Origin of the sequence: Dyella japonica DSM 16301 (genome assembly GCF_001010355.1) — a bacterium.
In the GTDB taxonomy this organism is placed as follows: Bacteria; Pseudomonadota; Gammaproteobacteria; order Xanthomonadales; family Rhodanobacteraceae; genus Dyella; species Dyella japonica.
Genome location: NZ_JPLA01000001.1, coordinates 89,454 through 106,886 on the forward strand (window position 1 = coordinate 89,454; position 17,433 = coordinate 106,886).

15 protein-coding genes are annotated in these 17,433 nt (G+C 65.0%); 3 read left to right on the forward strand and 12 right to left on the reverse strand.

Going from position 1 to position 17,433, the window contains the following annotated elements; genetic code table 11:
- Positions 1–3: 3 nt before the first annotated feature.
- From Y882_RS18680 to Y882_RS00390, 11 genes are all read right to left on the reverse strand, one after another.
- Positions 4–2,316, reverse strand: a complete 2,313-nt coding sequence (locus Y882_RS18680) for an eCIS core domain-containing protein (RefSeq protein ID WP_052949524.1) — start codon at positions 2,314–2,316, stop codon at positions 4–6.
- A 146-nt stretch (positions 2,317–2,462) separates the two neighbouring features.
- Complete coding sequence (locus Y882_RS00345; protein ID WP_046969871.1) at positions 2,463–2,735, reverse strand: hypothetical protein; 273 nt, start codon at positions 2,733–2,735, stop codon at positions 2,463–2,465.
- Positions 2,732–4,927, reverse strand: coding sequence for an ATP-binding protein (locus tag Y882_RS00350; RefSeq protein WP_046969872.1), 2,196 nt, complete (start codon positions 4,925–4,927; stop codon positions 2,732–2,734). The genes Y882_RS00345 and Y882_RS00350 overlap by 4 nt, the downstream gene beginning before the upstream one ends.
- Entirely contained in the window at positions 4,924–6,168 is a 1,245-nt protein-coding gene (locus tag Y882_RS00355) for a Pvc16 family protein (RefSeq protein WP_046969873.1), read from the reverse strand. Before Y882_RS00355 ends, Y882_RS00350 begins: the two co-directional genes overlap by 4 nt.
- The gene (locus Y882_RS00360; protein WP_156171271.1) at positions 6,165–6,890 is read right to left on the reverse strand and encodes a hypothetical protein; all 726 of its coding nucleotides are present in this window, start codon (positions 6,888–6,890) and stop codon (positions 6,165–6,167) included. The genes Y882_RS00355 and Y882_RS00360 overlap by 4 nt, the downstream gene beginning before the upstream one ends.
- Positions 6,887–7,648, reverse strand: coding sequence for a T4 family baseplate hub assembly chaperone (locus Y882_RS00365; RefSeq protein WP_046969875.1), 762 nt, complete (start codon positions 7,646–7,648; stop codon positions 6,887–6,889). Before Y882_RS00365 ends, Y882_RS00360 begins: the two co-directional genes overlap by 4 nt.
- Positions 7,649–7,651: 3 nt before the next feature.
- Complete coding sequence (locus tag Y882_RS00370) at positions 7,652–8,179, reverse strand: phage tail protein (protein ID WP_046969876.1); 528 nt, start codon at positions 8,177–8,179, stop codon at positions 7,652–7,654.
- Positions 8,180–8,189: 10 nt separating this feature from the next.
- A complete protein-coding gene (locus Y882_RS00375) occupies positions 8,190–9,776 on the reverse strand; it encodes a phage tail sheath family protein (RefSeq protein WP_046969877.1) in 1,587 nt (528 codons plus the stop codon).
- Positions 9,777–9,810: 34 nt separating this feature from the next.
- Positions 9,811–10,080 carry a hypothetical protein gene (locus Y882_RS00380; RefSeq protein WP_244466132.1) on the reverse strand — a complete coding sequence of 90 codons (270 nt, stop codon included), beginning with the start codon at positions 10,078–10,080 and terminating at the stop codon, positions 9,811–9,813.
- Positions 10,081–10,321: 241 nt separating this feature from the next.
- Positions 10,322–11,317 (reverse strand): sigma 54-interacting transcriptional regulator, encoded by a 996-nt coding sequence (locus tag Y882_RS00385; protein WP_046969878.1) that lies wholly within the window; start codon positions 11,315–11,317, stop codon positions 10,322–10,324.
- A 362-nt stretch (positions 11,318–11,679) separates the two neighbouring features.
- Complete coding sequence (locus Y882_RS00390; protein ID WP_156171273.1) at positions 11,680–11,991, reverse strand: hypothetical protein; 312 nt, start codon at positions 11,989–11,991, stop codon at positions 11,680–11,682.
- Between the two features lie 156 nt (positions 11,992–12,147).
- Here Y882_RS00390 and Y882_RS00395 point away from each other — a divergent pair, with 156 nt between their 5' ends.
- Positions 12,148–13,095 carry a cytochrome b/b6 domain-containing protein gene (locus tag Y882_RS00395; protein ID WP_082120862.1) on the forward strand — a complete coding sequence of 316 codons (948 nt, stop codon included), beginning with the start codon at positions 12,148–12,150 and terminating at the stop codon, positions 13,093–13,095.
- Positions 13,088–13,843, forward strand: coding sequence for a molybdopterin-dependent oxidoreductase (locus Y882_RS00400; RefSeq protein WP_046969880.1), 756 nt, complete (start codon positions 13,088–13,090; stop codon positions 13,841–13,843). Before Y882_RS00395 ends, Y882_RS00400 begins: the two co-directional genes overlap by 8 nt.
- A gap of 79 nt (positions 13,844–13,922) precedes the next feature.
- Here the strand turns inward: Y882_RS00400 and Y882_RS00405 are convergent, their stop codons facing one another.
- Positions 13,923–14,624, reverse strand: coding sequence for a hypothetical protein (locus Y882_RS00405; protein WP_052949526.1), 702 nt, complete (start codon positions 14,622–14,624; stop codon positions 13,923–13,925).
- Between the two features lie 257 nt (positions 14,625–14,881).
- Here Y882_RS00405 and ligD point away from each other — a divergent pair, with 257 nt between their 5' ends.
- The gene (ligD, locus tag Y882_RS00410) at positions 14,882–17,419 is read left to right on the forward strand and encodes a DNA ligase D (protein WP_046969953.1); all 2,538 of its coding nucleotides are present in this window, start codon (positions 14,882–14,884) and stop codon (positions 17,417–17,419) included.
- The last annotated feature ends 14 nt before the right edge of the window (positions 17,420–17,433 follow it).

The window sequence follows — 17,433 nt, forward strand, 5'->3', positions numbered from 1 at the left end:
TCCTCAGGAACGCTTGGCATCGGTGGGCGTATGCAGCGCGTCCACGCCTTCGACATTCTCGAAATGCATGGAGTCCACGCCGCCGGGGTCCCATTGCGTGCCTTGGTCAAAGCCGTGTTTGGCCATCTCCTCGATGAAGTTCAGGTCGAAGCCGTGCAGTGGTGTGGGCGCTGCAGGTTTGCGCGCCGGTTTGGAGCCGGGTGGCGTCGTTGGCGCGCCGCCCGGGCTTGGCACGGGCACCGGTGTCGCAGCGGGCGCGGCATCGATATTGAAGAAGCCCCTCGAAAACAGCTGCACCAGCGATGGATTGCGCACCGCTCGATCGGCCTCTGCGTCGGCATCGCCAATCCCGAATACCAGGCGCGCGTCGAAGCCGGCGTCGCTCAGCCCGCGCTGCAGGTCTTCCAGGTGTTGCAGCCAGGTCCGTCGGCCCTTGGCCTTGTTTGCCTCGTCCAGCTTCGCGTCGGCCTGTGCTTGCTGCGTACCCGCCGTGACACGCTTGTTCGCGCCTGCGTTCACTGCCGCGATCGCACTGGTCTTTGCGGCATCCTCAGTTGCGCGTTGTGTCTGCAGGCGGGTGCGCTGGGTGTCGTTGCGTTCGCTCTTGATGCGTTTGTCGAGGCCAGCCTCGGCCTTGACGTGCTGGTCGAGCAACCGCCGCGCCTGGCTCAGTTCGCGATCGGCATCGGCCACGGCACGCTTCGCCGTTGCGCTGGCCTTGCCCAATTGATCCAGCGCGGCCCGATAGTCCTTGTCGGTATCCGTGACATGCGGCAGCTTGCTTACTTTGCGGATGTCCGCATCGGCCCGGTCGATCAGTCCATGCAATATCTCCCGCGTGCGGGTCACGATGGCGGCTCGCTTTGCCGATACATCGGCCGCTTCGGCGATCAGCCGTCCACGCTCGGTGGTGGTGTCCGGCGCCAGCATGGCGCGGATCAGGTCCGCCGCTGAGAGATCAAACGAGACGCCCGGGCCCGCCTTCTTCTTCGCCGCCTTGAGATGGGCGTCGAACGCCTTCTGCAGCTTTTGATAGTCCTTGTATCGCGTGCGCAGCGACTTCAGCTCGGCCAGATCGCTGTCCGGCAATTCGTGGGTGATCGCCTGATTGCCGGCCAGGTCTCGCTGCCCTTCGGCATGCAGCTGAGCGAGAAAGTCCTTGCGCACCTTGGCATCCTCGCCCAGCTCGCCCGTACCCATCTTGCGTATCGTGTCGCGTCGAGCCCTCCAAGCACCGGTGCTCTGGTGAAAGGTCGTGGCGTCGGTGGTGTACAACGCCTGGACGGCCACGAGCCGGTCATCCTTGATATGCGGATTGACGCCGGCGCGAAAGTCGATGGCATAACCCATCGCATGCACCATCATCCCCGGGAACGCCACCGCCGACTGCCGGATCAGGCTGCGCAAGGCGAAGCCGGTGCCCGACGACGGCATGTTCTTGGCGCCTATCACGGCCTGCACTGCTTCCAGCTTGGCCATCGTGTCCTTGTGCAGCGACAGCTTGGTGCCGTCGGCGAATTTGAACTGCACGATGTCCTTGAAGTGATCGACGGTATGGGGATGCGGTCCGAGGTAAAGCGAGCAGCGATAGAGAAATTTGCGCTGGTAGTCGATGTCGTTGCCCAGTTCGCTCTGCACCAGCGGCGAGGTCTGGGCGATCGCCGCCGTGACATCCTGACTGGTCGGATAGACCGTGGCCGTGTCTTCGATGGCCTCCGCTTCGTTGCTGGGCACCCGCGTGGGCAAGGTCGGTGGTGCGGCGGGAGTGGCGGGCGACGCCGACCCGGCGGAGCCGCTACCCGCGGCCAGACCGCCATCCGCCGAGGCATCAACCTGGCCAGCGTCGTCGGCGCTGCCGGCACCGGCGTCCACCGGCTGGCGTTGCAGCGCGAGCGGCATCGAACGTTGCTGCAACACATGCGTCAGTTCGTGCGCGAGCAGATGCCGGCCCGTATCACTGGCCGGCGCAAAACGACCTGGTCCGAACACGATATGCGAGCCCACGGTATAGGCCTGTGCTTGCCGCAGCGCTGCCGACGCCTCGGCGCGCGCGCCGGTGTGCACGCGCACGTGCGAGAAGTTGTGGCCGAAGCCCTGCTCCATCTCCTGGCGCAATGCCGCCGGTAGTGGCGCACCGCCATCCGCCGTCACGGCGGCGACATCGGCAGGCATGGCGGACATGGCGGGCGGCACGATGCGGGTGACCTCGGCCGCGCCTTCGCTCGATCGGCCCGCGTGCAGGCGGTCCGCCAGTCGATCGGCTTCGCGTTCATAGCGGTCAGCGTCACGCAATACCACAGGCTTTCGCTGCAGCATGGCCGGAGCCGGCGCGCAACGCGGACACGAACCCATGCCTCGCGAATGTGTGCCGCAAGCACAGCGACGCTGCCAACGCATGCCATCCGTGGGCGTCGACGCGGGCGACCACGATGACTTGGCCGCGATCGGGGCCTTGGCGGGCGTCATCGTGTGCCTCCCCGACCGACACCCAGGCCCTGCTGAATGCCCGAGGCGATGCGCGCGCCCAAGCCTTCGCCCGGATGGCTGGCCATCGGCAGCCTGCACGCAGGCAGTTCGGCCACCGCGCCGATACGTTGCAAGGCCTCGACTGTGCCGCCCTGCATCAGGCGCAACGACAATTCCCGCTCGATGCCTTCGCGCAGCGCGCGGGCCCCGCCCTCGCCGAGCAAGGCCTGATCGACTACCAGTCTGTCGATATGCAGGGTGATGCTCATGGCTGGCCTCCGGCACTTTCCAGCCAGCGGAAGTCGGCTTCGTTGATCGGCTTGTCGAGCTTGCGGAATTCCGCGCGCGCAGCCTCGAGGATCAACGGCATATTGATCTGCGCGCCGGTGGTGGCTGCACTGAACGCGGCGTTCAAGGCGATGCCCTGGATACTGCCGCCGGTAAGCGCGAGACGGGACAAGCGATCGATATCCAATGCCCCCGCTGCCGCCTTGGCCGGAAACACCGAGGCCCAGATCGCCTTGCGTTCGGCCGTGCCGGGAAACGGGAAATTCACCACGAAGCGGATGCGGCGCAGGAAGGCGCTGTCGAGCGCGTTTTTCATGTTGGTGGCGAGAATGGCCAGGCCGTGGAAGGATTCCAGTCGCTGCAGCAGATAGTTCACTTCGATATTGGCGTAGCGATCGTGGCTGTCCTTGACCTCGCTGCGCCGCCCGAACAAGGCATCGGCTTCATCGAAGAACAGGATCGCCCCGCCCTCCTCCGCCGCGTCGAACAGCTTGCGCAGGTTCTTCTCGGTTTCGCCGATGTACTTGCTCACCACCGCCGACAGATCGATGCGATACAGCGACAAGCCCAGTTCGTTCGCGATCACCTCGGCGGCCATGGTCTTGCCCGTGCCGCTTTCGCCGGCGAACAAGGCGCTGATGGACAGGCCGCGATTCATGCGCTCGCGGAAACCCCAGTCGTCGTAGACCGTGCTGCGCTGGGCCACCTGGTCGGCAATCTGGCGCAGCAGGCCCAACTCCGTCGCGGGCAGCTTGATGTCGTCCCAGCTCGCCTTCGGCTCGATCCGTTGGGCGAGCTGGTCAAGCGCGGGTCGCGTGCGCGCCAACGCGCCTTGCCACAGCGATGGACCCAGCGCGCCGGCATCCTGCGCGGTCGCTGCCAGCGCGGCATGCGCGACCTGTTCGATCTTGCCCAGGTTGAAATCGAAATGACCGGCCAGTTGCTGCGGGTGGCTGCCGGCCACCTCGCCCAGCAGGTGCTGCCACAGGCTGCGCTGTTCCACCGGCGTGGGTTTGGCCACGTCCGCGCTCAAGGTGTGCACGGCGCCGTTGTTCCAGGGCTCGCGTGTGTCGATGAAATTGAGCCCGCCCGCACGCATCAGGAAACGCTTGATCTGCGCCGACGCGGCATCGCCACGCTCGGTATCGGCGGCATCCACATACAAGGCGATCGGCAGCAGCAGGCTTTCGCGCTGCCACAGGCGCAGCAATGTCTCCTGCTCGGCGATCGCGCCGGGCATCAGCTCGGCCGATAGTCGATACGGATGCGCACCGAGCGCGGTGGCCACCGCATGGGCGATAGCCTGCTTGCTGGCACTGTCGCTGCCGATCAGCTGCACCGTGGGCAGCGCCTCGCCCGCGGCCACGTGATGCAGGTTGTCCACGATGCGGTCGGCCACCGCCTGTTGCGAAGGCGGCAAGTCGGCCGAAGACAACGGCACCAGCAAGGGCGCCAATCGGTCATCGAGATAGTTCATGCCCTTGACGAAGTTGACGATGCGCTCGTCGGCGCTCAAGGCGGCGCCGATCAGCGGCTGCGGACCCGGCTGGTGTATCTCCAGCAGACGCCAGTAGCGCAGCGGCCGCTCGGGCGACAAGGCATCCCAGGCGGGCTCGTCGAGCACGGCGAACGCCAGCGCAAACGTAGGCCAGGGTTTGCTCGCATCGTGCTGCGCCTGTGCGCACAAGGCGGGCATGCGCGTGTCCAGCTCCATGCCGACGCAGAGCAGCAGCAGCTCGCGCTCGAAGTCGCTCAGGCCAAGGCGCTGAGACAACAGCACCAGGGCGGGCACGGGTGCTTCGGCGGGAGCGGTGCGTCCATCTGCGCGGGGTTCGGCAGTCGCCGCGGCGACACCGTTCTGGCTGGATGCCTGGTTCGTGCCGGCGTCGGCATGCGGCGCAGCCTGATCAGTCGGCGTTGCCACGGGAGCTGCAGGATGCATGCGCGCCGCACGTGCGCCAAGCATCCGTCCCAGCCATGAAGCGTGCTTGCTTGGTGCCGCCGCCGTTGGCGGTGCACCGGTGACGGGCGCCGATGGCGCCGCCTGACCGGCGCTGCCGCTGGCCGTGCTCGCCGGCTGCATGGCGGCACGCTGCAGGCGATCACGCAACTCTGCCAGCGCAGTGGCGAGATATTGATCGTTGGCGGCGAGCCAGGCGGTGTAGTCGCTCATGACACCACCACCTGCTGATGATTGTCGAACACAGGCACGCTGCCGCTGAAATCCACCGGAATGCTGTCCGCGCCATCCACGCGCAGCCGTACCGTATAGGTGCCCTTGACCACGTTGGCCACGCTGAAACTGATCGACGTGGGTTGATGCAGATCGCCGGGATTGGTGATGCTCGACGGCGCCACCAACTGGTCGCCAAACAACAGGAACACACGCTGCCCATCGCGCACCCGCGGCAGACAATCAATGGTGAGGCTGATCGTGCCGGCCGAGGCAATCAGCGGGTTGACGCTGATCGTGGGCGCCAACGCCAGCGGCAGCTCGTTGCTCATGATGGCCGGCAACCCCGATGGCTGCAGCAACAACGCCACGGTGTAGATCCCGGGCGCCCAGCGCGATGGCGCATCCGGATCCTGCGACGGATCGGCAAGATGGACGCCCAACGTCCCCGGCGCACTACCCGCCACCGGCGCCACATCGACCGGCGCATCCAGGCGCAGGCTGCTGAAGCGCAGCAAGGCGTTCGCCGTGGTCAGCTGGCTGCCGCTCAGTACGATGTCGTCGCCCAGACGTGCGGCTGTCTGTTGATGCGCGAGCGTCAAAGCCGACAATACCGGCGCCGCGGACACCGAGCTGAAAACGCCTTGATCCTGCGCACCGCGCTTGAGCACCGGCAGGCTGGCCCTGGAGGGAGCCTGGCTGTCGATCAACACCACGGTGGCCTCGTAGGCCGACGACACCCGGTAGTTGGTCTGGAACGCGGTCCACAGCTTGGAGATCTCATCCACGCTTTGCGGCAGCGGCGTGAAACGGATGCGCTCGATCTGGTTGGCCAGATCGTTGTCGGGCAGCGCGTTGCGGATGTCATTGCCATCGAGCACCGGGCGATCGTGCAAGGTGCTCATGGCAGCGGCGAGCACGCGGTGGTTCACCGCGTCGGTATCGCTTTCGCCACGCCCCCACGCCGTGATGAGGTAGTGCAAATTCAGCGCCAGCGCCGGCTGCGCGGTTTCTCCGGGCCGCGTGCGGCCAGGCATGTCCAGGTTGCGCCACGCCGCGTTGAACACCACCTGGTAGAGGTACACGTTCAACTGCGCCTTGCTGATGCCCTTGCGCGCGACATCCAGCGGCTGCATGGTGACCTCGAGGTCGCTCAGGTCGCTGTCGAGCACGGGCATCTGCGACATCAGCAAGTTGCGCAAGGTGCGCGTGGCGGCGGCAATGGCGAGCACATTGCTCATGGCGATGCCTTGCCGCGCTGGCGCAGATAGTCATCCAGCGGGCTGGACCGCGGTGCGTCCTGGCGCGGCGCAGCCTTGGCAGGCGCCGGCGTCGCGCGTATCTCCAGCCGACCGATGCTCACGTGCACGGTCGGTTCGTGCGCTGCCGCTGGTTGCATCGCCTGCCCGGCTTGCGCAACCGGGGAGCGCGCGTGCGCGGTGGCAGGCGACGTGCGAAACACCGATGGCGTCGGCGTCAACAGGCTGCCTTCGTCGTGCACCGTGCGACGCTCCGTGGCGGGCAGCGCTTCCAGCATCAACTCCCGTTGGACGCGCGCGGGCGGAGCGGGTGGCTCCAGTGGCGCAGGCGCGGGCCGCGAAGATGAGAGTTGCGATACTTTAGGCACCTTCAGGTTGCTGCGCACGATCGGCGCAGCCACGGGCGGCTCATTGTCGAAGTCCTGCCGAACGGCTGAAGGTTGCTCGGGCTGCATGGCCGGGGGCACCTTCGCGACCTCCCGCATGGTGACCGTAGTCGGCGAAGCTGGGACATCCCGCCGTGTCACAGCCGGTTGTTCCGTCGATACCGCCTGACGCTCCGTCGGCGCCGCCTGCTCGCTGACCTCTTCCAGCCATCCCGTCGGCAAGCCCCGCTGCGGTTCGAACAGCGATGGCAGCCGCGGCGACAGCATGGACTCGCCGCCCAGCGCACGTGCGGTCACCCTGTCGAAGAAATCCTTCACGACACGCACTGCTCGAGATAGGCCTGGCGACGGCGCGGACTCATGGCGAGAATTTCCGCCTCGCTCCAGTGATACGAGCGCGCCAGCGTGTCGACGTCACGCAGCAGGCGCAAGGCCCAGGCATGCAGCTCCTGCCACAGGAAACGCGCCACATCGAACGCTGGCTCCCACTGCTGCCGGCAGTCGGGACAGGTGAATGCCAGCGACAGATCGGTCTGCGGATCGGCCTCGGCCATCGCACGGGCCAGAGCCAACTCCACGGCGTCCGATAGCGGCAAGGCATCCGCCTCGGATGCCTCATTGCCGGCGTCGATCACACAGCGCCGGATCAGCAGACGTCGTGCGCTGGCCGCGTCCTCGCTCGCCTGCATCGCAAGCAGGTCGCGGCTGTCTGGCAAGCGATAGCGAATCGGCTCCTCGCGCCCATCGACGTGCAACTCCCTGATCTCCCTTTCCTCGGTCATCGAGGTCCCGTCACTGGCCTGGGCTTCCTGCCGCAAGGCGTCCACATCCAGGTCCACCTCGGCGGTTGCGCCACACGCCGGGCAACAGGCCACGCCATGCATGCAGCGACCGAACAGACGCTTGCGCAGCTCCAGCAGCAGCGCATCGCGTCGCCCCAAAGGCAAGGCAAGCAAGGCCTGCGCGTCGAGATCCTCGCAGCTGGCATCGAGCAGCCACAGGCCGCGTGCGGCGGCGGAGGATTCCGCGCCGCGCTCCCACGCCTGCAGCAGCTCGCTGGCCGTCGGGGTGTGCATGGATCAGCCCGCCGGCACCGTGAAGCTGGGCTCGGTCGGCTCCTGCACACTGACATCGCGCTCCCAGCCCTCGTTTTCCAGCTTCAGATGCTGGATGGCCACGGCGTTCGCATTCGCATCCAGGTCCGGCAACGCCTGGTATTCGGAGACCCAGCAACGGAACAGCCGATAGGCGATCGCCAGCTGCCCGGCCTCGTTGTAGACCTCCAGGATCAGGTCCTTGCGAAAATCCTTCAGCGATACCTCGGCGCCCAGTCCCGCGCCGAAGTTCCACACTTTGTTCGCCCACTTTTCGAACTCAAGATCATGCGTGACGCCACGCTCGATCGTGATCGCCTCGAACTCGGTACGTCCCGGCGATTTGCGGCTGCTGCTGGGATCGCCTCCTTCGCGGTGCTTGACCACCTCGGTGGTGCGCTTGAGCCCGGAGACCTTGCTGACGCCCGCCACATAACGGCCGTCCCACTTCACCCTGAACTTGAAATTCTTGTAGGGGTCGAAGCGCTGCGCATTGACGCTGAACTGAGCCATGACATTGTCCTCAGGTCTGGATCTGGCCGGCCATCTGCTGCAGCTGGATGACCACGAATTCGGCGGGCTTGAGCGGCGCAAAACCGACCACGATGTTCACGATGCCGAGGTTGATGTCGTTCTGCGTGGTCGTCTCGCTATCGCATTTGACGAAATAGGCGTCGGTGGGCGTCTTGCCCTGGAAAGCCCCCTGGCGGAACAGGTTCTGCATGAAGGCGCCGACGTTGAGTCGAATCTGCGCCCACAGCGGATTGTCGTTGGGCTCGAACACCACCCACTGCGTGCCGCGGAACAGACTTTCCTCGATGTACAGCGCCAGTCTGCGGACCGGGATGTACTTGTAGTCGTCGGCAAGCAGGTCTGCACCGCGCAACGTTCGCGAGCCCCACACCACCGGGCCGCTCAGCGGAAAACTGCGCAGGCAGTTCACGCCGATGGGATTGAGCAGGCCGTTCTCATCATCGGTCAGTACGGTCGACAGGCCCTGCACGCCGTTGAGCGACGCATCGAGTCCAGCGGGCGCCTTCCACACCCCTCGCTGGCTGTCGGTGCGCGCCATGATGCCGGCGACGATGCCGCACGGCACGAAGGTATCGAGCTGGCTCTGCCGTGCCGGGTCTGATTCGATCACGCGCGGGAAGAACACCGCCGCATTGCGTGCCGATATCGAACTGAGATTGAGCGAGGGCAGATCGACCTTGCTCGCGCTGCTCCACGCCAACGGAGGATCCACGATCAGCATGGCCCGGCGGGCCACGCACAAAGCCAGGGCGTCCTGGTAGACCGCGCTCTCGGTTTCGCCACCGCGCACATCGGCGGGAATACACAGCAGATTGAACAGATCCGTCTTCTTCAGCGCATACATGCCGGTCTTGGCATTTTCGTCGCCGTCGTAGGTGGTCCGATCCAGCCCCGCACTGTCGACCGCCTGCCCCGTCACGCCGCTCGACGTGCCGTCCTGGTCCCACACCGTGCTGCCCTGTGGCGGATTGTTTGGCATGACCGCCGGTACGGCCGTCGCCGGCAGGCTGAGGCTGGCGGCAACGCGTATGAGCGAAGAATTGGCCAGCAATACGCGATCGACGCGACGCGGACTCTCCTTCACGCTGAGGTTGAGGAAGCTCTCCTGTGCGCCGGTGGTCATGTTGCGCACCGTCATGTTGAACAGGTCCGCCGCTGCCAGGCCATACTGGGCAGCCACATCGGGGGAGCCCTGGCTGTCGATGCGCACGCGCAGCTTATTGCCCCAGGTCCCCGCCGAGGCCGCCTCCAGCGGCAGGTTGGCGATGGCGAGCTGCGCCTTGGCCGTGCTGGCATCGCCTTTGTACAGACGCACGATGATCGCCTGCGAGCCGCCATTGAGATAGAAATCGCGAACCGCGTAGCCCATCGGATAGTTGGGATCGAGCGCGCCGAAATTCCGCTCGTAATCGCCGTAGCTGAAGATGGTCACCGGACCGTCGGGGTCCGTATCCGTGGCCCCTTGCGCGGCGCGTCCGATGAAGGCGGTAATCGAGGTGGCAACCCCGGTGATGGTGCGTACACCGCTGGGGATCTCTTCGACATAGACGCCCGGGTAACTCAGCGTGACAGGCATGGCTGTTTCCTCGTCAATGGCTTCGGTTCGAGCATCATTCCGGCGGCTTGCGGCCGGGATGATTGAGCGCGTAAAGCACGGCGCCATCAGGCAGGCGATCGCAGCGCAGCTCCCCACGCTCTACGAGTTCGCCTAGCGTTCGCTTGATGTGTTGCCGCTCCATCTCGTAACGCTGTTGCGGGAGCCACCAGCTGACGATGCCATCGAGGGTGTCGGCCGCGTTCGGATGACGTTGCAGATAGGTGAGCACGGCACTGGCCACTTCATTCCTGCCTGCATCGTCGCTGGCTTTCCTCTCGATCACTGGTGTCTCCACAGTCCGCCGTGAGCACGAGGCAAGTGGCATGCCACGCCTTGAACGCTGGCGAACGCGATCACATCGCGCTGTGGCGAGATCGGGCAAGCACGCTTCCCGGGTCATCTTTGACCCGGATGTCGTGGCGACTGGGTCTACCCGCACCCACGCGGACACCGGTGACGCCGCGAATGAACGCGCAAAACAGCAGCGTGCGGCGTCAACGTGATCCCGTGGCGGGAACGTGCGGCTACGGCTGCGCCCGGAAGCGCCGCGTATCGATGCCGTGCTTCTTGAGCAGCTTGCCCAGTTGCCGCCGCTCGGTGCCGGACAGGCGCGCCGCCGAGCTGACGTTGCCACTGGTGCATATCATCAGCCGCGTGAGGTAGCGGCGCTCGAAGGCGAGCATGGCATGGCCCTTCGCCACCAGATAGCGCATGTCCATCGGCTCCGCCGCGTGCGCATCGACCGCCTCGATCTCCTTGTCGCCGGTGATGTCGACCAGTTCGGCGATCGCCGACACGTCGACAACGGACTGATCCGTGCGCATGTACGCGCGCAGCGCCACGTTCTCGACCTCCCGCACATTGCCCGGCCACGGATAGGCGCAAAGCATCTGCATGGCCTCGTCAGTCCATGTCTTGCTCGGGCCATCGAGGCGCTGCGCCGCCAGCTTGAGGAAGTGCGCGGCGAGCAGCGGTATATCCCCTTCCCGCTCGCGCAACGGCGGCAGCCGGATGTACAGCGCGTTCAGGCGGTACTCCAGATCCTGCCGAAACTGGCCATCGGCCACGCACTGATGCAGGCTGCGATTGGTGGCCGCGATCACCCGCGCATTGGAAACGCGCGAGTTGCCGCCGCCGATCGGGCGGAACTCGTTGTTCTCCAGAAAACGCAGCAAGGTGACCTGGGCTTTGGGCGATAGTGCGTCGACTTCATCGAGAAACAAGCTGCCGCCGCGGGCATGATCGATCAGGCCGGGCTGTGCACTCTTGGCATCGGTATACGCGCCGCGTTCATGACCGAACAGCTCGTTCTCGATCAGGTTGTCGGGCAAGGCGCCGCAGTTCACCGGAACGAAGGGACAGTCGCGGCGACAACTTGCGTAGTGGATCTCGCGCGCCGCCAACTCCTTGCCCGTGCCGGTTTCGCCTTCGACCAGCACGGCCACGTCACATGCGGCATAGCGGCGAAATTGTTCGCAGGCAGTCAGAAACGCTGCGGATTGGCCGAGCATGGCACGCATCGTCACTTTCCCGGAACCCTGTTGGGGAAGGCCAGGCCAGCGCTATCCAAAGCAATCCACACCCTGAAAACTGCGGATGAGCGGCGGTACGTGCCGCAAATATAGGCGCGCGGGCGGAAGCCTCATATCTGCACTTGGTTATATTAAGCGAGACATCCATGGCTTTGTAGTGCTTGCAACCACGAAAACGCGATGTTGGATTTCATCGGTTATGACGCGGCAGCGGGCCGCCCGACGAGTGACATCGAACATCTACGCATAGCGTCGTAGGTAAATTCACCTAGCCTCGATGGCATATCGGGCGCACGCTGATGACATGAGCGCAAGAGCAAGCGTGATGCGTCACTTCAAACGCATCTGCGCTAGGGAAGCTTGAATTTGCGCGTGGCGCGCAGCGGCCAGATGGAAGTGAAACTGGCGCCGCCGGCCACGCGGAACGCCGCTGAAACGCCGTTCAGCAAGCCCAATCCCTCCAGCACATCTTTCGCGCGCCGAAACGAAAGTCGCGGGTCGGAGGCGAGCATGAAAAGATTGATCTCCTTCGGGCTGACGTCGTAGCCCTCCAGCTCGACGCCCTTGCCCAAGGCCTCCTTGAGCTTTGCCTCGATCGTCGCGAGGAAGGCTTCGTCGGCCAGGGATTTCCGCCAGAATTTGATGACAAGCTGATAGTCCATCGGTTGATTGTATGCCCGCACGCGCCGCTTCTGCCGAAATGAGCCGCGCGCCCAGGTGACAAGCCAGCCGGACAGCCAGGCGACCGGAATTTCTTGCCGCGAGTACACTGTGGCTATGCAGGCTGGCCAGTCACCGCGATTCCGGAGTGCACCGCCATGAACGCTTCCAGCGCCGTCGCGACCCGTGGCGCTTCCGTGACGCCCGAACCCTCAGGGACCGCTGCACGTCTGATTTACCGGCATACGCTGCCGATCCGGATCATGCACTGGATCAACGTGATCGCCTTGACGCTGATGCTGTTCAGCGGGCTGCAGATCTTCAACGCGCATCCGTATCTGTATTGGGGCAATCGATCCGACCAGGGCACGGCCTGGCTGGCAATGGATGCGCACCAGGATGCCGCCGGAAATCTCGTCGGCACCACGCGTATCGGCCAGCATCAAGTCAACAGCACCGGCGTACTCGGCGTATCCAAGGGCAGCGACGGGACACCCGTGGCGCGCGGCTTTCCATCCTGGCTGACGGTCCCCAGCGCCGGCTGGCTGGCGATGGGCAGGCGCTGGCATTTCTTCTTTGCGTGGGTGTTTGTGCTCAACGGGCTTTGCTATATCAGCTACTCGATCGCCAGGAGGCACCTGCAGCGCGACATGTGGCCCACGCGTGCGGACTGGCGCGGCATCGGCCGCTCCATCCTCGATCACATCCGTTTCAGGCACCCCCATGGCGCCGAGGCGCTGCGCTACAACATCCTGCAGCGGCTGGCGTACCTGACCGTGATCTTCATCTTCGGCGTTGGCATCGTGTTGATGGGACTGGCGATGTCGCCGCGCATGGATGCGGTGCTTTCGCCCTTGGTGGAAGCGGTGGGTGGACGCCAGTCGGCAAGGTCGATTCATTTCATCGTCGCCTGGGCGTTTGTCGCCTTCGTGCTGATTCATGTATTCGAGGTGCTGATCAGCGGCGTGTTCAACCAGCTGCGCGGAATGATCACGGGCTACTACAAGGTGGATGCGGTCGTACCCGAGCCAGTAGAGCCCGCCGTACCCGCCGATCCTGTCGTTGCCGAACCAGCGCCGATCGCGGAGGACCCTCGTCATGAGTGATCGCCGATCGTTTCTGCGCATGGCCGGCATGGGCGCTGTGGGCATCCTGCTGGCCGGTTGCGACCGTATCTCCCAGAGCGGCCTCGGCACCCGTGTGCTGGGCAGCGCCGAGGGCCTGAACCGTCGCGTGCAGGCGCTGCTCTCGCCTTCCAGCGCGATGGCGAAGGAATATTCCGAGGCGGACATCTCGCCGGTGTTCCATCCCAATGGCACCACGATGCCAGGCACGCCCGCCTATCAGGCCTTGATGGCGAACCAGTTCCGCGATTACAAACTGCAGGTGGACGGACTGGTCAGCCGTCCGGCGATGCTGTCGATCGCCGACCTCAAGGCGCTGGATGACCGCACCCAGATCACCCGGCACGATTGCGTGGAAGGCTGGAGCGCGATCGGCAAGTGGCGTGGCACCCTGCTCTCGGCCGTGCTCGACCACGTGGGCGTGAGCCCGCAGGCGGCCTTCGTCGTCTTTCATTGCTTCGATGAAATGGACGTGGATACGCCCTACTACGAGAGCGTGGACATCCGCGAAGCGAGGCACCCGCAGACCCTGCTCGCCTTCGAATTGAACGATCAGCCACTGCCGGTGCCCAATGGCGCACCCTTGCGCCTGCGCCTAGGCCGGCAGCTCGGCTACAAGCAGGCTAAGTACATCAGCCGCATCGAGCTGGTGAGCTCGTTCGAGGACATCGGCGACGGCAAGGGCGGCTACTGGGAAGACCAGGGCTACGAGTGGTACGCGGGCATCTGAAGCGCATACGACCACATCCGAACCTGCCCATCGAGCATGGACAGGTCCGGACCGCCGCATGACACTAACGCGGCGGCTATTACATCGGCGGCGCCGTACCGTTGAGCCCGACCGCGACCAATCCGGCTGCCACCGGATTGCCCGGCTTGCCGGCCACGAACACATGCGCACCCTTGACGATGGCACTCTTGTCGGCGGGAGCGAAGGTCACGATCGGCGTGCTCGCCGTCACCTTGATGGTCTTTTCACCCGAACCGTAATCGACCACCAGCGTGCGTGCGCCATCGCCCGCAGCCGTTTTCACCGTACCGTTGGTCATCGCCGACTGCATGACCGGCCTGCCGGACGCGTTGCTCTTGACGGTGCCATTGGTCATCGCCGACGACATCACGCTGCCGTTGGTCATGGCCGAGCCGCCGCCATGGGCCGGCAGATCCCAGGGATAATCACCCAGGCCCGTGCCCTTCATCGCCGGCGGAAACACCACCACCTCCAATGCGTTGGCAGCGCCGCCCTGCGGCACATTGGCCGAACCGATATACGAGCCGGGCTGGATCGCTTCCAGACTGCTCGGCACCACGCCGGTGATGCGGGTATCGGCCGCCATCGCGACATTTTGCGTGCCCGTCGCCGTCTGCACGGTAAAGCCGGTGGCCGTTACCTCAGTCACGGTGCCGCGCACATGCACGGCTTGCTCCGCGGCGATGGCAGGCACGGCGGCCGTCATGGCGATGGCCATGCCGGCCAGCCACAGTTTCTGTTTCAGGGTTCCATGTTTCATGACTAACAACCTCCAGTGGAAATAACGGATCAGGTGGTGATCACAGTTACTTCGCCACAGGTCGCCTGAAGGTTACTCGGCGATGTTGGGGCGGGATGTGAATGGCATGCGGTGCAGAGGCGCGCCGTTTGCACAAGGTTGACAGCCGGTTCACCGGCGACGTGAGACTGCTGTGCAATCACCAGCCGACTGCCGGGCCGCCGTGGCGCGCACCTTCAGACGTGCGGAAGCGGCGGCCAGACGTGGGAATGATCGTCATGTCACTACGCGACTACGCCCGCAAACGCCACTTCGACAAGACACCGGAGCCCCGGCCAGAGCAATCCGCCGGCAAGGCCAGGCGGGAGCTGTTTGTGGTGCAACTGCATCATGCGCGCCGACGCCACTACGACTTCCGCCTGCAGGTGGGCGACGTACTCAAGAGCTGGGCCTGCCCCAAGGGACCCAGCTACGACCCCAAGGTGAAACGGCTCGCCGTGGAGGTGGAAGATCACCCAGTGTCGTATGCGTCGTTCCAGGGCGATATTCCCGATGGCTACGGCGCCGGCCACGTTGACACTTTCGACACGGGCGTGTGGGCGACCTCGAGTGATGCCGAGGCGCAACTTGAGAAAGGACATCTGCGCTTCGAGCTGTTCGGCCAACGGCTCAAGGGCGGCTGGCATCTGGTTCGCGGTCATCGCCAGGAAAAGAAACCGGCGTGGTTCCTGATCAAGGACGATGACGCTTACGCGTCCAAGACGGAGGCGGACGATCTGCTCGACGCCACCATGGTTGCCAGCACCCGGCGGGCGGCCGGGAAAAGCGGCGGCGCGAAGGAAGTCGCGCAGAAGCTCTCGCACTCAGGGCGCAAGGCGCCCCCGGCCACACGCAAGCGACGCAGCTCGCCCGCCTCATGGGTCGCCAAGCTGGAAGGAGCCAGCAAGCGCGCCGCGCCCAAGGGCTACTTCAAGCCCGAACTCGCCACGCTGCGCGATGCGCCTCCTGCGGGCGATCACTGGTTGAACGAGGTGAAGTGGGATGGCTACCGCATTCTCACCTCGATCACTGCCGGCCAAGTCGAATGCTGGTCGCGCAACGCACTGCCCTGGACCGACAAGCTGCCCGAGATACGACAGGCCGTGGAATCGCTCGGACTTCAGTCGGCGCAGCTGGACGGTGAACTGATCGCGATCGTCGAGGGACGCTCCGACTTCAACGCCTTGCAGCAGACACTGTCGGGCGAGCGCGCATCGCCGCTGGTCTATGTGCTGTTCGACCTGCCCTATCTCGAAGGCTACGACCTCTCGCGCTCGCCCTTGATCCGCCGCAAGGAGGCCTTGCAGCGCCTGCTGCAGGACGGCCCACCCCAGCTTGCCTATAGCAGTCACCTCGTCGGTGGCGGCGAGGCCGCGTTCGAGAGCGCAAGCGCCCATCACCTCGAAGGCATCATGTGCAAACGCGTCGATTCGCCCTATCGTGGCGGGCGCGGCGACGACTGGGTCAAGGTGAAGCGCCTCGAGTCCGATGAGTTTGCCGTGGTGGGATATACGGCCGCCAAAGGATCGCGAAAAGGATTCGGTTCGCTGTTGATGGCCCGGCCCGCGCCTGCGGGCGAGTGGAGCTATGTCGGCCGCGTGGGCTCAGGCTTCACCGATGAGATGCTGCGTGAACTCAGCCGCTCGCTGGCACGCGCCGGCTCGCGCATGCCCACCATCAAGCATGCGGGCGAGGCGCCTCGCGATGCGCACTGGATCGCGCCGACCGCCGTCGCCGAGGTGTTCTATCGCGGCATCGGCAACCAGGGACTATTGCGACAACCCAGCCTCAAGGCGATGCGGCCGGACAAGTCGCCCAAGGATTTGCGCAGCAGCGACCGCACCGGCAAGCGCGGAGCACCAACGAACACGCGTAAACGCGGTACACAGAAGTCCGCCGATATCGTCATCACCCATCCCGATCGCGTGGCCTATCCGGGCGACGGCATCACCAAGCAGGACATCGTCGACTACTACACGGCCGTCATGCCGTGGTTCCTGCCCGGCGTCATCGACCGGCCGATGTCCGTGATTCGCTGGCCCGGCGGCATCGACAAGCCCAGCTTCTTCCAGAAGCACTTGCCCACGGGCGGCCTCAAACATGTGGGCTCGGTCCGCCTGAAAGAGGACACCGGCGCCTCCGTCGTCTACCTCTATCCGCAAAGCGCGGACTCGATCATCGAGCTGGTGCAATACAACGCAATCGAGTTCCATCCCTGGGGTGCGCATATTGACGATCCCGATGGCGCCGACCGCATCATCTTCGATCTGGATCCGGGCCCGGATGTCGAATGGACGCGCGTAAAAGCCGCGGCACGCCTGTTGAACAAGCTGCTGGATCAATTGGGCCTGGCGAGTTTCCTGCGCACCACCGGCGGCAAGGGACTGCACGTGGTGGTACCGCTGAAACCGGTCGTGCCATGGGACGAAGTGAAGACCTTCGCGCATGGCTTTGCGCAGGCGCTCGAATCGATGTATCCGCTCGAGTTCGTCTCGGTCAGCAGCAAGGCTCGACGCGCAGGCAGGATTTACGTGGACTATCTGCGCAACGGCCGCGGCGCCACCGCGGTGGCGTCCTATTCATTACGCGGCCGACCGGGTGCACCTGTCGCCATGCCGCTACGCTGGACCGAGCTGGGCCGCCTGAAAAGCGCCGCGCAATTCGACCTGCGCTCAGCCCTTGCGCGAGTGAAGCGACAACGTACCGACCCATGGGAAGGCATGGCCACGATCAGGCAGAGCCTGAAGACGGTGATGAAGGCGTTGGCGGCGAGATAGTCGATGCGCCATGT

Bases quoted from the DNA above. Each gene is read 5' to 3' on its own strand.
- Y882_RS00405 (WP_052949526.1), bottom strand. From the start codon at position 14,624: ATGAAACATGGAACCCTGAAACAGAAACTGTGGCTGGCCGGCATGGCC.
- Y882_RS00390 (WP_156171273.1), bottom strand. From the start codon at position 11,991: ATGGACTATCAGCTTGTCATCAAATTCTGGCGGAAATCCCTGGCCGAC.
- Y882_RS18680 (WP_052949524.1), bottom strand. From the start codon at position 2,316: ATGCTGCAGCGAAAGCCTGTGGTATTGCGTGACGCTGACCGCTATGAA.
- Y882_RS00375 (WP_046969877.1), bottom strand. From the start codon at position 9,776: ATGCCTGTCACGCTGAGTTACCCGGGCGTCTATGTCGAAGAGATCCCC.
- Y882_RS00385 (WP_046969878.1), bottom strand. From the start codon at position 11,317: ATGCGTGCCATGCTCGGCCAATCCGCAGCGTTTCTGACTGCCTGCGAA.
- Y882_RS00350 (WP_046969872.1), bottom strand. From the start codon at position 4,927: ATGAGCGACTACACCGCCTGGCTCGCCGCCAACGATCAATATCTCGCC.
- Y882_RS00395 (WP_082120862.1), top strand. From the start codon at position 12,148: ATGAACGCTTCCAGCGCCGTCGCGACCCGTGGCGCTTCCGTGACGCCC.
- Y882_RS00345 (WP_046969871.1), bottom strand. From the start codon at position 2,735: ATGAGCATCACCCTGCATATCGACAGACTGGTAGTCGATCAGGCCTTG.
- ligD (WP_046969953.1), top strand. From the start codon at position 14,882: ATGTCACTACGCGACTACGCCCGCAAACGCCACTTCGACAAGACACCG.
- Y882_RS00400 (WP_046969880.1), top strand. From the start codon at position 13,088: ATGAGTGATCGCCGATCGTTTCTGCGCATGGCCGGCATGGGCGCTGTG.
- Y882_RS00355 (WP_046969873.1), bottom strand. From the start codon at position 6,168: ATGAGCAATGTGCTCGCCATTGCCGCCGCCACGCGCACCTTGCGCAAC.
- Y882_RS00365 (WP_046969875.1), bottom strand. From the start codon at position 7,648: ATGCACACCCCGACGGCCAGCGAGCTGCTGCAGGCGTGGGAGCGCGGC.
- Y882_RS00370 (WP_046969876.1), bottom strand. From the start codon at position 8,179: ATGGCTCAGTTCAGCGTCAATGCGCAGCGCTTCGACCCCTACAAGAAT.